The sequence below is a fragment of the Vibrio sp. 10N.237.312.B06 genome, assembly GCF_041464685.1.
GTDB classification, from domain to species: Bacteria; Pseudomonadota; Gammaproteobacteria; order Enterobacterales; family Vibrionaceae; genus Vibrio; species Vibrio tasmaniensis_A.
Map to the genome: position 1 here is coordinate 59,654 of NZ_JBFSPI010000003.1, position 14,317 is coordinate 73,970.

The following is a 14,317-nucleotide window of genomic DNA, read 5'->3' on the forward strand; positions in this document are numbered from 1 at the left end:
AAGTTTCATATGTGACCTTGTGTTTGTTTTGTTAATAAAGCGAGTTTTTAGCAAAAAACTCGGAGTTTTTGACAAGTAATCCTTATATACTCTAAATACACTGCAGCCATTGTAGAGATCCCGGGCTAATTCCGGGTGTGAGATTAAGGAAAACGCATGTTTACAGCTACTGATGTGTTAAAGCCAGAATTCAACGAGCAGTCGCTTGCTGATCTATGGTCGCTTATCTCACCATTATATATGGTGGATGAAACCCAATGGCTAGAGCAACTTCTGCCGCTAGCTACCCCTTCTGAGTCAGAAAAGCAGCAGATCACAGACAAAACGACATCATTGATCGAAGCTATCCGTGCGGATAAGACTTCTATCCAGATGATCGATGCATTGTTGCTTGAATACAGCTTAGATACTCAAGAGGGCATCTTGCTAATGTGTCTGGCGGAAGCCTTGATGCGTATTCCTGATTCAGCAACCGCTGATGCTCTGATTCGTGACAAACTAAGCGTTGCGGATTGGAAATCTCACCTAAAGAATTCAGACTCAGTATTTGTTAACGCATCCACTTGGGGATTAATGCTAACAGGCAAGGTGGTTGGACTTTCATCTAAAGAGCAGAGTGCAGGTCAAGCGGTTAACCGTTTAGTGAACAAGCTTTCTGAGCCGGTAATTCGCAAAGCGATGCACCAAGCAATGAAGGTGATGGGTCACCAATTTGTTCTTGGCCGCAGCATTGCTGAAGCGCAGAAGAACGGTAAGTCTATGCGTGATAAAGGTTTTACCTACTCATACGACATGCTAGGTGAAGCGGCACTGACCACTGCAGACGCAAACAAATACTTCAAAGATTACCTAATGGCGATTGAAGCCGTAGGTCGAGACAACTATGTTTCTCCAGAATCGAAGGTCTCTTCAAAATCGAGCCCTGCGCCATCGGTATCTATCAAGCTTTCTGCGCTTCACCCACGTTATGAAGTGGCGAATGAAGACCGCGTATTGACGGAACTTTGCGACACGTTAGAGCAGCTATTGCGCCGCGCAGTAGAGCTAGACGTTGCGATTACGATTGATGCGGAAGAAGCGGATCGCCTAGAGCTTTCTCTTAAATTATTCGAAAAACTGTACCGCACTGACCTTGTAAAAGGTTGGGGTAAATTTGGTCTGGTTATTCAAGCTTACTCAAAGCGTGCACTACCGGTTCTAGTATGGCTAAACCGCCTAGCGAAAGAGCAGGGTGATTTGATCCCGCTTCGCTTAGTTAAAGGTGCTTACTGGGACAGCGAAATCAAATGGTCGCAACAAGCTGGCTTTACTGATTACCCAGTTTACACACGTAAAGAAGCGACAGACGTAGCTTACCTTGCTTGTGCGCGTTACCTATTGAGCCCAAGTGTTCGCGGCAATATCTTCCCGCAGTTTGCGAGCCACAATGCTCATACAGTTTCTGCTATTGCTGTCATGACCGACCATAAAGACTTTGAATTCCAACGCTTACACGGCATGGGTGATTCTCTGTACAACCATGCGATGGAAGCTTACCAACAGTCGGTACGTATCTACGCACCGGTTGGTAGCCATAAAGATCTACTCCCATACTTAGTACGTCGCTTGCTAGAAAACGGCGCAAACAGCTCGTTTGTACACCGTTTAGTTGATGCGCGTTGCCTTGTGGATGAGCTGACGCAACACCCTGTCGATATGCTTCTGGCGTTCGATACGCTGCACAACACTAAGATTCCTCTGCCTCCAGCGGTATTCCCTGAGCGTAAAAACTCTTACGGTGTGAACATTGATATTGAAAGCGAAGCGCATCAGTTTGAAGAGCAAGTAAAAGGCTTCTTAAACAACCAATGGACTGCGGGCCCTGTGATCAACGGGGAATCTCTTGCCGAAAGCATGATCAAGGCTGATCAGAACGTTGAGCAAGTGACGGCACCTTACGATCGTCGTATTAATGTGGGTCAGGTGGCTTTTGCTAACCTTGATCATGTTTCCGCAGCGATCACTGGCGCAGATGCAGCATTTGCTGATTGGAACGCAACTTCAGTTGAAACCAAAGCGGCAGCGCTTGATAAGTTGGCTGACTTGATGGAAGACAACCTCGCTGAGCTGGTGGCGATTTGTCATCAAGAAGCGGGTAAGACAATTCACGATAGTGTTGATGAAGTACGTGAAGCAGTCGATTTCTGTCGTTACTACGCAAAACAAGCTGACAATCTACAAGGTTTCGAACTAAAAGGTTTTGATGGCCAAACACGAATCGCTTCTCGACAAGGTCGTGGTGTGTTCGTTTGTATCAGCCCTTGGAACTTCCCTCTAGCTATCTTCCTTGGCCAAATTACTGCAGCACTAGTGGCGGGTAATACGGTTGTGGCTAAGCCTGCCGAGCAAACAAGCTTGATTGCTGCTCGTGCGGTTGAACTGATGAATGAAGCGGGCTTCCCTGCTGGCACGATTCAGCTACTACCGGGTCGCGGTGCTGAGATCGGCAGTGCGCTCACCAGTCATGATGCGATTGCGGGCGTTGCCTTTACTGGTTCTACACCAACGGCACAGCGTATCAATGTGTCATTAGCCACTCGTAATGCTAAGCCAGTTCCGTTTATTGCGGAGACAGGCGGCCAGAATGCGATGATCGTCGACAGTACTGCACTGCCTGAACAGGTAGTTCGTGATGTGATTCGTTCAGCATTCGCTTCAGCAGGTCAGCGCTGTTCTGCACTACGTGTGCTTTACATCCAAGAAGACATAGCAGACCGCGTGGTTGGATTGATTCACGGTGCAATGGACGAGCTGAGTGTTGGCATTCCACACCTTCATAAAACCGATGTTGGCCCTGTTATCGACCAAAACGCGAAACAGAAGCTAATGGCGCACTTAGAAAACATGACCAATACCCAGAAGAAGGTGGCTCAACTTTCTCTAGGTAGTGATTGTGAACATGGTGATTTTGTTCCACCAAGTGCTTTTGAAATTGATGACATCAGCTGCTTGAAAGAAGAACAGTTTGGCCCAGTGCTACACATTGTTCGCTTCAAAGCGAGTGAGCTAGCGCAAGTGGTAGACCAAATCAACCAAACGGGCTTTGGCTTAACCATGGGTATCCACAGCCGTAACGAGACAACTTACCGTTGGATCGAAAAACACGTTCGTGTGGGTAACTGCTACATTAACCGTGATCAAGTGGGCGCCGTTGTTGGTGTTCAACCATTTGGTGGTCAAGGTTTGTCAGGTACTGGCCCTAAAGCGGGTGGTCCTCACTACCTATACCGCTTTACTGATGTTCATTTCTCTCAATCACAAGACAAGGCATAAGGAGCATTATCATGGTTCATCAAGTGACAGGTTTTTCTGATGCTTTGCTAGCGTGGGAACAATGGAATCTTACCTATTTTGATTACAAGAGTGCTCAGGTACTTGCGCTTAAATCAGAGATCGAAAGTCAATCTGCGCCTTTGGCGATGGTGGCGACTTATCATCTAGAGCAAGCGTCTGCACTGCTTTCTGAACATCACCTAATGGCAGGTCCTACGGGCGAAACCAATGAGCTATATGCCGCAGGTCGCGGTGTGGCTTTGGTGATTGTTGATGATTGCGAAGTGAAAGTGCCAGCGCTGCAAACTGCAATGGCTTTGATTACTGCCGCGCTATTGGCAGGTAACAGCGTCCAATTGTGCAGTGATGATGTGCAGTTCAATACCTTAGTTGCAGACGCAGCTAAGTCGGCGAACTTGCCAACTAACTTGGTGCAAGTTGCCTCGTATGACGCTGCTCAACAGTTGTTGTCTTGCGATGTACGTAGCGTGGGTTACGTAGGTAACTCGCAAACGGCACAAGCTATCAATTTACAGCTTGCTAAGCGTGACGGTGCAATCGTCGGTTTAGTAGCTGAAACGGATCTGGCGACAATGAATGTTGCTAATGATCCACACCTATCGCTGCGCTTCATTACCGAGCGTACGCGAACTATAAATATAACAGCCGTGGGCGGTAACGCGACCTTGCTCGAACTTGGAAGCGAAGCTCACTAACCTTCAGTAAAATTGGCTCTAAGTATTTTTGGTTTTTTCCATTGTTGGGTTTTCTCCATCTTTGGATTTAATTCATAGTGCCTTGGAGCCTCAATACCTAACTCAATGCACTCGCTTGCCTTACGGTGAGTGTCTTGCATTGAATTAGGCATGGAAGGCTTTCTACAAAATGAGGACTATCAAATGATAGAAAACAGTTTTGCAATAACGACGACGTTCATTGCGTATCTAATTATGATGCTAGCGATCGGTGTTATTGCTTACAAACGTACATCTAACTCAACAGACTACTTCCTAGGTGGTCGTTCGTTAGGCCCATGGCCTGCTGCACTTTCTGCTGGCGCATCAGACATGAGTGGTTGGTTGCTACTTGGCCTGCCAGGTTACGCTTACGCTGCTGGCTTTGAAGCATTTTGGCTTGCTGGTGGTCTACTTGTTGGTACTTGGGCAAACTGGTTAATCAGTGCAAAACGTCTACGTACTTACAGCATTACGACTGAATCACTGACGCTGCCTGAGTTCCTATCTCGTCGTTTCAATGATAATTCTAAGCTGATCCAAACAATTTCTGCTTTCTTTATCCTTTTATTCTTCCTTTTCTACACAAGTTCAGGCTTGGTAGCAGGTGGTAAATTGTTTGAAACGGTATTCGGCCTTGATTACACAACAGCGGTAATTATCGGTACAGTCTGTGTAGTTTCGTACACTCTGTTTGGTGGTTTCCTAGCGGTATCTTGGACTGACTTGGTTCAAGGTCTACTCATGTCTGCAGCGCTATTGATTGTACCAATCGCGGCAATGAACGGTGGCCTAGGTCAGCTTTCTAGCGACCTACACAACATCAACCCAGAGCTGCTAACGCTATGGAATGATGCGAAGGGTGAACCACTGTCTGCTATTGCGATCATCTCACTAGCGGCATGGGGTTTGGGTTACTTCGGTCAACCACACATCCTTGCACGTTTCAAAGCAACACGTAGTAATAAAGACCTGACAACAGCGCGCCGCATTGCCGTTATCTGGACTGCACTGTCTATGATTGGTGCAATGCTTGTGGGTCTTGTTGGTCTAATCTATGTGACGAACTCTGGCGCACCTAAGCTAGACGATGGCGAGAAGATCTTCATGCTTCTTGTGAACGCGATGTTCCACCCAGTAATCGCCGGCATCCTACTTGCTGCCATTCTAGCGGCAATCATGAGTACTGCGGATTCACAACTTCTTGTTTCTTCATCTGCAATGGCAGAAGACCTGTATAAGCAAGTTTTGAAGAAAGACGCAACGTCAGAAGAGATTGTTCGTGTCGGCCGTTTCGCGGTTATTCTAATTTCTCTTGTTGCTCTTGTTCTGGCGATGACACCAGACAGCTCAGTACTTGGCCTTGTATCTTACGCATGGGCTGGTTTTGGTGCTGCATTCGGCCCAGCAATCGTATTAAGCCTATACTGGTCTCGTATGAACCGTAACGGCGCTCTAGCGGGTATCGTGGTTGGTGGTGTTACGATTGTACTTTGGAAGCAGTTCACGGGCGGTTGGTTCGATGTTTACGAAATCGTACCGGGAATCATCCTATCGACGCTTTCTATCGTTATTGTGAGTCTAATGACTGGTGAGCCAGAAGACGAAGTGAAAAAGCAACACGCTGAGTTCAAGAAGAACTTAGTTGAGCTAGACTAATTTACATTGTAAAACATATGTGAATTAGCAAAGAACATTAGCTAAAAAGCAATTGTAAAAAGAAATTGAAAAATAAAAGTAATAGAGTCACTTCGGTGGCTCTATTTTTTTATGTGGGCACTACCTTTGTCTTATAAAAAACCAGTAGGATACAGAAGAAGCACGGCTGTTATGAGGTTTACAATGTAAATCGAAACCAAATGATAGAAGGGAAATAAATAGAAGATAAAGGCTTTTCATAGCGCTTGATGTCAAAAAATAACCGATAAAATGGCTATTTTTTGAACTTGGCGCTCACTTTTGTTATTAGCTCGGTGAATTATTACACTGAATTGGACATCATGTGTCAATTATCAGTAACCACTAAAGACCTATAGGACAAAGGTATGCCTGATCTCTATTGCAAAGGATGTAAAAAAACAACACTACATAAGTCTATAATGAAACGTTGTGAATCTGAGCCTGAGACAACCTCTGGCCGTATGATGCAATGGACGTCAAAGCTATTTAGTGGAAACCTGTACTACGACATGGAAACTCAACACTTCTGTCGAACGTGTAACTGTCGTTGTGAAACAGGAACTGCAGTTCCCCAAGTTGGTCTGGCTTAGATTGTAGTAAGTGCTTACTAACTTAGATTTAAAAACCTCCCTGATGGAGGTTTTTTCGTTTTTTATGCCGCTTTTAGTGAAGGTTCTGCCTCGACGACATTACCATCAATCTTAACTTCCCAGCCATAGTTTGAGTATTCACTTGCGAGTGCTTGGGCAACATCTTTTGATACCGTTACGTGTGTCCATGAACCGATTCCGTAAGGTTTATATGCGAGTTCTTGCGTTTTCATAATAGAGTCATCCTTTCTCTTTGAGAATTCTATTATTCACTTTGGCCTATATCCTTTCTTTCGTTTCTGGCTCAACTTATTTGTTAATCGGGTCATTTCTATAATAATTTGTTAATAACTGGAGTTTGATTTATAAGGGTTGTTATCGCTCCGTTCGGTTTTATATTTAACGTGAATAGGAATGGTCTATTTAGTTTTCTAAATGTGTGAGCAAGGTTTTCTTCGATTGCTCTTAGTATGGAATATACTGAGCGCAATCTAGAATGTTTAAGGAATATTATGTCTCAGCATCAACTCGATCGTATCGATAAAGAGATACTAAGAATTCTGCATATGAAAGGCCGTTTGCCCGTTGTTGAACTAGCGAAACAGGTCAACCTAACAACTTCACCTTGCTCTGATAGGTTGAAGCGATTGGAAAAAGTGGGCTACATCACTGGTTATCATGCTGAGCTTTGTTCAGAAAAGTTGGGGCTCGATGTCCAAGTGTTTATCCATATTCGCCTCGATCAAACCAGTTTTTCAATTTTTGATAAATTTGCCCAAGCGGTTGAAACGATGCCTGAAGTCGAAGAGTGCTATTCGCTGTCGGGGGATTTTGACACCATGATCAAGGTTCGAGTAAAAGACATGAAGGCGTACCAAGCGTTTATGGCAACGAAATTGGGTACCCTGCCAGGTGTGATTCAGACACGCAGCGAAGTGGTGATTGAAGAACACAAGAAGGGCTTTGGTGTTAACCCTGAGTTGTTGGCCACCATAAAATAGTGACCTGCTTTCGCCTTACCAAGGTTATTTAGATATAAAAAATGGAAGCCAATAAGCTTCCATTTTTGTTGAACGTCAGATAAAGAGCAATCGGATAAACTTCTCCGCCTTACAGCGTAATTGCGGCAGAGATTAAACCAATCACACCGCCGAATACCCCACCCCAAACGACCAACCAACCAAGGTGTTTCTTGATCATGGTCTGAACCATCTCTTTAACCAGTTTTGGTGTCAGTTCATTCAAGCGCTGATCGATGATCGCTTCAATGTTCTCTTTGATTTCATCCATCATCGCAGGTGATTCAAGTTCATCCTTGATGGCATTTTTTACCGAATCACTCTTGCTGATTTCAATCACAGACTCTTGCATCTTCTCAACAAATGGCGCCTTCATTGGCTGTAGTGCTTCTGTGCCACCAACCATCGCCAACATGCCACCAAACTGTGAGTTTTCGATAACATGAACCAGTGAATCGAATGCTGGGTTAAAGTCGATCTTTTTAATTACGGGCTCTAGATTGAGCGATTTTCCGGTCATCTCACAGCTAAGGAAGCGGTCGATGTTACTTTCAGTAAAGAACTGTTCCATCATTAGTTGCTTGATTGCAGCCTTGAACTCTTCAAAGCGTGCTGGAATAACACCAGAACCGTATAAGCCGGGTACTTTTTCGAACAACATGTGAATCGCAAGCCAGTTGGTGATAGCACCAGAAAAGGCGAATAGGCCTGCATAAAGCAAGTATTGGTTTGCTGTCGCATAGCCGCCAGCAAGCAGTGCTAACGCAATAACGTTAGTTAAGACACTTTTGTTCATGGTTGATCTCTAGAAAGAATACTGCGCGCATTTTAAGAAAAAAACGCCAAGAAAAAAACAAAAGGATCGATGAAGTTTATGGGACAAAGGAAAACAGATGAGAAAGGGACGAAGATCAACAGGCATAAAAAAGGCTAGCCTCCCCCCGAAGTCTAGCCTTATTCCAGAACGCGCAAGCGAAGCGTCATTGCTGTTAATGTCATTATATGATTACGACATAACATTCTGCCATGTGTAATTTACCGCCAATTAACATTTTGGTGTGAATTACGCCGCACTTTTAAAATGGAATATAAATTAAGCGCTCGTTGTCTGTTCAAGATCATCACCAATAAAGCCACCAGTCTGGTGATTCCACAATTGAGCATAGATACCATTTTGGTGAATCAGCTCTTGGTGCGTGCCTTCTTCAACGATATTACCTTGGTCGAGTACGATCAAACGGTCCATTGCTGCAATCGTCGATAAACGGTGTGCAATCGCGATAACCGTTTTGCCTTCCATTAGTTCAATCAAGCTCTCTTGTATCGCAGCTTCAACCTCTGAATCGAGAGCTGATGTTGCTTCATCTAGAACCAACAGCGGAGCATTCTTCAGAAGTACACGTGAGATAGCGACACGTTGACGCTGACCACCAGAAAGCTTGACGCCACGTTCACCCACTTGAGCATCGTAACCAACGTTGCCAAACGGGTCGGTTAGCGTTTCGATAAACTCATGAGCATGTGCCTGTTTGGTTGCGGCATACACTTCTTCATCTGTTGCCTCAGGACGACCGTAAAGAATGTTGTCTTTGATCGAACGGTGCAGCAGTGAGGTATCTTGAGTCACCATGCCGATGTTACTGCGCAGTGAATCTTGCGTGACATCTGAGATCACTTGGTCATCAATCAGGATACGACCGCTTTCTACGTCGTGGAAACGCAGTAGCAAGTTAACTAATGTCGATTTACCTGCCCCTGAACGGCCAACCAAGCCGACTTTTTCCCCCGGTTTAATGTTGAGGTTAAGGTTGTTAATCACACCCTTATTCTCACCGTAGTTAAAGCTCACGTTGTCGAAGTTGATACCGCCTTGTGGAACGTCCAAAGGCTTTGCGTCTTTCTTGTCTTCGATAGCGATAGGCTTAGACAGAGTTTTAATGCCGTCAATCACGGTACCAAGGTTCTCAAACAGACCACCGATTTCCCACATGATCCATTTCGACATGCCGTTAATACGCAGAGCTAAGCTGACCGCAATCGCAATCGCACCCACGGTGATCGCGTTGTCTAACCATAGGTAGATAGAGATACCCGCAATGCTGAACACCAACAAGTAGTTCGCGAATTCAACGCAGATGTTGAAGCCAGTAACCAAGCGCATTTGGCGATGGACTGTGTCTAGGAAGCCTTCCATCCCTTCTTCAGCGTACTCGGTTTCTCTTTTACTATGAGAGAAAAGTTTGACCGTAGCGATGTTGGTGTAGCTATCAACAATGCGTCCTGTCATCAGTGAGCGTGCATCCGCTTGTTCTGAAGACACGTCTTTCAGCTTTGGTACGAAGTGCAGTTGAATGCCAACGTAAATGAACAACCAAATCAACATTGGAGCCATTAAGCGCCAATCCGATTCCGCGAGCATGAACAGCATCGCTGTAAAGTAAACCGTCACGTAAACAAACACATCAACCATTTTGGTCACGGTTTCACGTACCGCGAGCGAGGTTTGCATCACTTTGGTCGCGACACGTCCGGCGAAGTCATCTTGATAAAAGGACAGGCTTTGCTTCAAAAGGTAGCGGTGCGCTAACCAACGAATCGACATTGGGTAGTTGCCCAGCAAAGTTTGGTGAAGCAGTAGTGAGTAAACACTGATCAAGATTGGCATCACGACCAACAGCAGAACGCCGAGCCCCATCAGTGTCGACTCGTTGTCTGCTAAGAAAGTGTCCGGGTTGCTGGTTGATAGCCAGTCAACCAGTTGACCCATGTAACCGAACAGCGCAACTTCGATGATCGCGATGGTCATGCTCATCAATCCGAGCAAGATCAACGGCTTTTCAAAACCTCGTGTGTAATGGCGGCAGAATGCCAGTATTCCAGTAGGAGGTTGTATCGGCTCTCCCTTTGGAAAGGCTTCAGTAAAGCCTTCAAATTTCTTGTACATAGTTTTCCCTTTATAAGCTACTGCATCTTTGATGCTAGAGCATCGTGATGTGCAGCTTTGTTTTTATAGTCTTGATTTGAATTTTTCAGTTTTAGTTTGAAATTATATAAGTGCCAACGCGTTCTTATAAGTATTAAGCCATTCGATAGATTTTTGTTTAGTTCTTATGTAAGTACTTGGTTTAAGCGACACAGAACACTTCCAAAGAGTGTCTTTCATGAAGCTAATTTTAGATTGAATTAGACAGGAAAAGTTAAGCTTATTTCAAACGTAATTGATGGTTATGCAACGGTGATAATCCTAACGTTAAATGGATTAAATTGTAATCAAAACTCGTGTGGAGTTGAAAAATGAAATGAGAATATTTATCCAGTAAATTCTTTAACGAATATGCATACAGTTGGTTCTTTCTGATGTGCTGTTATCTTGCAGTAAAAATTACCGACTAATCTAAAATTCGCAGTAATTACTTGGGATAAATATTCAAATCATTGTGATTTTCAGTGAATTTTGTCGTAACAAGTTGTTTACAATTCTGAGGTAAATAAAAGATAGGGACGGTTAAAATGTTAAACCTACACAAAAAATCACTGCATATTACTAATGTTCAAAACGCAAATTGCGTTGTTATGGTGCCGCCAAAAGAATTTAAATTTAACGAAGAAACAGCCCGTGATAACGAGTTTCAGCACAGAGTCGATCTGACTGAAGCTGAGGTAAAGTTAGAAACGATGGCCGAGTTTAAGGCTATGGTGGTTTCGCTACGTAAAGAAGGTGTGCAAGTTGTAGAGTTTGATTATCCGGAACTGGGTGTTGAAACCCCTGACGCAGTGTTCCCAAACAACTGGTTCAGTACTTGTAGTGATGGAAGCCTATTCACTTTCCCTATGGCGTGTGAAAACCGTCAAAATGAAGTTAAGCCGAATGCACTTATTGAAGCGTTGGAAGCGTCTGGTCGCATTGTTAATCACAGTGAGTCTATGGAGTCGTACGTTGCTCAAGGTTCTTATCTAGAGAGCACAGGCGTGATGGTGATCGACCATATCAACAAGACCATTTATGCTGCGCTTTCACAACGTTGTGATCGCGAAGTATTGGAAGATTACGCGAAGCGCATTGGCTACTCTCGCGTGGTCTCGTTCCAAACGGCATTACCGTCTGGTCAACCGATTTACCATACCAATGTGATGATGGCGATTGGTGATAACTTCTGCGTGATCTGTGATGAAGTGATCCCAGAGTTTGAGCGCCGCTTTGTTGTGAAGTCTCTTGCCAAAGACAAGCAAGTTATCTCTATCTCAATCGATCAGATGAATCGTTTTTGTGGCAACATCCTTCAGCTTGAAACTGTGAATGGCGACAAGGTGATCGCGATGTCTCAATCGGCTTACGATGCGTTTTCTCCAGCTCAGTTAGCTCAGCTTTCGACACACGGTAAGCTACTACCATTTAACGTGAAAACGATCGAAGACATCGGCGGTGGTTCGGTGCGATGCATGTTGGGCGAGGTGTTCTTACCAACCCGAGTGAATCGTCTGTAGCAAGTATAGAAAGTATAGCAAGCGCTCATTTCCAGTAATGGATCTTCGAATACCACTCTTATCGCAGAGTGGTATTTTTGTTTTTATCTATCACAAATAAGAGAACAAGAGCTCGATACAGGAGTCAACGTACAAAAGTTAACGAAAAACAGCTACTGAACAAAGCTATGAAGCGTCCTTAAAAGCTCTGTGTTCAATGAACTGAGCCGACAGTGTTACGACTTCCTTGGAGTAGACAAGCGCAGTGTGGTTGAGTTTGAGGGCGTAAGTATCAGTGGCTCCTCTCAGGTTGGCGTCTTCGAGAGTGACCGTACCATCCCCTGGGTTTCTTCCCAGAACAATCCGTCCTACTCCGGCGTCGTAGGTACCCGTAATTACGCCAATCGGCACATCAATATCGTAGTCACCCAAGCCATCGCTTAAAATCATTTTGCTCGAACCAAATATAAATCCAAGCCCATGATTAGACAGTGTTTTGGCGATGGTTGCCCCATTGTGCGGAGTGCCTGCTGTAATAATGCAGGTGTCGGCGAAGTGTGGTTGGTAGAATTTAAAGTAATGACGAATCAGCAAGCCACCCAGTGAGTGACCGAAAAAATAGACCTCATCATACTCATTAAAACGAGCATTCACGAAACGATTGAGACGTTTGGCTGCAGAAGGGAAACGCAGCGAGTTGTAGGCAAACTTGTGCGTTGTAAAGCCGCGTTTTTTGAAGTTTCTATCCAGATATTGCATGATCAACGCAGGCATATATAGACCATGAATTAAAACTATATGTTTGTTTTTATTATTCATTTTTGTCCTCCGTCTGATGATGCCCCCAGTATATTTAGTCGCAAATCTAAACTCAATAAAACTTGCGGCTAATGGGACACAACAGACAGAGCCTTCGCTATAGAAAGAATGTGCGTTATAGACAAAGAGTGGGTTACTCTGATCTCACTCCTCCATACACATCAATCGTTAACCCACCTTGTTTGGCATAGGTATTCGGTGTTAGGCCTGTTACCTTATTGAAGCTTCACTTTTTGCTTCAGGTTCAACCAAAACCTTTATCACGCCTTTTTGTAAAATCAGGTTGTTGGGGTAGGTGATAATGTTACCCGAACTGTGTCGAAGAATAACGTGGAACATGGTGATATCGATGATCACACCGCTGATGTCTTCGTCTTTCTCCGCGACTCTTACTCTGTCGCCAATGCGATAAGGGAAGACAAAAAATATTAGTACGCTGGCTGTGAGGTTACTTAGAATGGACCATTGCGCGAATAAAGCGACACCCAGCACCGCAAATATGGATGATAAGAACAGCGAAATATCACCAAAACCCAAGTTAAGAACAATCGTAAACACAGCGATGAAGAGTAGAAACAGAACAATATTGAAACACTTAATCACGAACTGCTTTCGCTTCAATTCGACACGCTTATTTTCCGCTAATGTTTCTATCCAGTTCTTACCTAAGCGTTTGATCACCCAATACACAGTGATAAGAAGTAAACCTAAAACTACTTGTCTAAGCCACATATTGGATTGCAAAAACTCAACCATTAAATAAACCTCAATTTTTTCAAAATAATGACCTCTGCCGCTATGACTACGAGCAGCCCAACGCAAAATAGTGGGAATGCTATTGGGTTATCTGTTCCGGGTATCCCCGCGATATTGACACCTAGTAAACCGGTGAAAAACCCAGCAGGGAGGAAAATACCTGCAATGATAGAAAATAGGTACGTATTTCTATTCATTTTTTCAGCTTGTTGCTGACTTAGGCTCGCTAAAAATACATTAATTTGTTCGATGTAAAACTCAACAGACTCGTTAATTCTCAGGATGGTATCAAGGCTGTTCTTTATATGACTGTTGTGCTTACTCAATGGTGCAGGTAGGTCACTCATTAAATCTTCAAAAACGTATTTCTGTGGCTTCAAATAACGCCTTAGTCTGAGTAGCCTTGAATGTAGAGCGTTAATGGATCTTATGTCGATATTGGATTTAGATTCTAACTCGTCAATTAATAGTTCGACGGGTGCTAGGAAGGTTGAAATACTGTGGTTGATTCCACGGATCATGCCCAACAACACATCAGGTAATGATGTAGGGCCTTGGTTTTGAATGAGATCAGATATCAGATTACTGACCGCTTTTGAAGGAACTTTACGTGTCGATATTAAAGTGCCTTTGTACCATAAGATGCGTAGGCTAAGCATGTCGTCAGGGTTAGCACCTTCGTTTAGATTAATGCCTCGCAGAATCATCAAAAAACAGTCGTGGCCAAACTGTTCGAACCGAGGGCGGGTGTCATCGGTGAGTAATGAATCGATGATGGCATTTGGAACCGTATTACTGTGGAGCCATTCTCTCAAACCGTCAGCATCTCTTTGGCAGTGATACCAAGTTGATTGCTCGAATGAGGCTGGGCTGGTGGTGTGTTCATGTGCCACACCCTCAGAAAATTGCCAGCTTGAAATTATGAAAGCGTCCATTCATTTGT

12 protein-coding genes and 1 pseudogene are annotated in these 14,317 nt (G+C 44.2%); 6 read left to right on the forward strand and 7 right to left on the reverse strand.

Annotated features, from left to right (window positions below):
• The first annotated feature begins 156 nt into the window (after window positions 1-156).
• The 4 genes from putA (at window position 157) to AB6C75_RS01405 (ending at window position 6,316) form a co-directional block, all read left to right on the forward strand.
• Window positions 157-3,312, forward strand: a complete 3,156-nt coding sequence (putA, locus tag AB6C75_RS01390) for a bifunctional proline dehydrogenase/L-glutamate gamma-semialdehyde dehydrogenase PutA (protein ID WP_372106522.1) — start codon at window positions 157-159, stop codon at window positions 3,310-3,312.
• Window positions 3,313-3,323: 11 nt separating this feature from the next.
• A complete protein-coding gene (locus tag AB6C75_RS01395; RefSeq protein WP_372106524.1) occupies window positions 3,324-4,028 on the forward strand; it encodes a 1-pyrroline-5-carboxylate dehydrogenase in 705 nt (234 codons plus the stop codon).
• A 186-nt stretch (window positions 4,029-4,214) separates the two neighbouring features.
• Window positions 4,215-5,705, forward strand: coding sequence for a sodium/proline symporter PutP (putP, locus tag AB6C75_RS01400; protein WP_029222791.1), 1,491 nt, complete (start codon window positions 4,215-4,217; stop codon window positions 5,703-5,705).
• A gap of 440 nt (window positions 5,706-6,145) precedes the next feature.
• A complete protein-coding gene (locus AB6C75_RS01405; protein WP_017097212.1) occupies window positions 6,146-6,316 on the forward strand; it encodes a hypothetical protein in 171 nt (56 codons plus the stop codon).
• A gap of 62 nt (window positions 6,317-6,378) precedes the next feature.
• Here AB6C75_RS01405 and AB6C75_RS01410 read toward each other — a convergent pair whose 3' ends face one another.
• Window positions 6,379-6,549, reverse strand: coding sequence for a hypothetical protein (locus tag AB6C75_RS01410; RefSeq protein ID WP_009845996.1), 171 nt, complete (start codon window positions 6,547-6,549; stop codon window positions 6,379-6,381).
• A gap of 279 nt (window positions 6,550-6,828) precedes the next feature.
• Between AB6C75_RS01410 and AB6C75_RS01415 the strand changes: the two genes are divergently transcribed.
• On the forward strand, window positions 6,829-7,317 hold the full coding sequence (locus AB6C75_RS01415; RefSeq protein ID WP_009845995.1) for an Lrp/AsnC family transcriptional regulator: 489 nt from the start codon (window positions 6,829-6,831) through the stop codon (window positions 7,315-7,317).
• Window positions 7,318-7,426: 109 nt separating this feature from the next.
• Here the strand turns inward: AB6C75_RS01415 and AB6C75_RS01420 are convergent, their stop codons facing one another.
• Together AB6C75_RS01420 and AB6C75_RS01425 are read right to left on the reverse strand one after the other, a co-directional pair.
• Window positions 7,427-8,131, reverse strand: coding sequence for a DUF445 family protein (locus AB6C75_RS01420; RefSeq protein WP_372106526.1), 705 nt, complete (start codon window positions 8,129-8,131; stop codon window positions 7,427-7,429).
• A 297-nt stretch (window positions 8,132-8,428) separates the two neighbouring features.
• Window positions 8,429-10,279 (reverse strand): ABC transporter ATP-binding protein, encoded by a 1,851-nt coding sequence (locus tag AB6C75_RS01425; protein ID WP_372048161.1) that lies wholly within the window; start codon window positions 10,277-10,279, stop codon window positions 8,429-8,431.
• Between the two features lie 566 nt (window positions 10,280-10,845).
• On the opposite strand from AB6C75_RS01425, the gene AB6C75_RS01430 reads away from it, so the two are divergent.
• Window positions 10,846-11,820 (forward strand): arginine deiminase-related protein, encoded by a 975-nt coding sequence (locus tag AB6C75_RS01430; RefSeq protein WP_009845992.1) that lies wholly within the window; start codon window positions 10,846-10,848, stop codon window positions 11,818-11,820.
• 165 nt (window positions 11,821-11,985) lie between these two features.
• Here AB6C75_RS01430 and AB6C75_RS01435 read toward each other — a convergent pair whose 3' ends face one another.
• The 4 genes and pseudogenes from AB6C75_RS01435 to AB6C75_RS01450 all read right to left on the reverse strand — a co-directional run bounded on the left by AB6C75_RS01435 (window position 11,986) and on the right by AB6C75_RS01450 (window position 14,309).
• The gene (locus AB6C75_RS01435) at window positions 11,986-12,618 is read right to left on the reverse strand and encodes a triacylglycerol lipase (RefSeq protein WP_009845991.1); all 633 of its coding nucleotides are present in this window, start codon (window positions 12,616-12,618) and stop codon (window positions 11,986-11,988) included.
• Window positions 12,619-12,751: 133 nt separating this feature from the next.
• Window positions 12,752-12,835, reverse strand: a pseudogene (locus AB6C75_RS01440) (AraC family transcriptional regulator); the annotation flags it as partial.
• Window positions 12,829-13,374 carry a mechanosensitive ion channel family protein gene (locus AB6C75_RS01445; protein WP_009845990.1) on the reverse strand — a complete coding sequence of 182 codons (546 nt, stop codon included), beginning with the start codon at window positions 13,372-13,374 and terminating at the stop codon, window positions 12,829-12,831. The gene AB6C75_RS01445 and the pseudogene AB6C75_RS01440, both read right to left, overlap by 7 nt.
• Complete coding sequence (locus tag AB6C75_RS01450; RefSeq protein WP_372106529.1) at window positions 13,374-14,309, reverse strand: CorA family divalent cation transporter; 936 nt, start codon at window positions 14,307-14,309, stop codon at window positions 13,374-13,376. Before AB6C75_RS01450 ends, AB6C75_RS01445 begins: the two co-directional genes overlap by 1 nt.
• Window positions 14,310-14,317 lie beyond the last annotated feature (8 nt).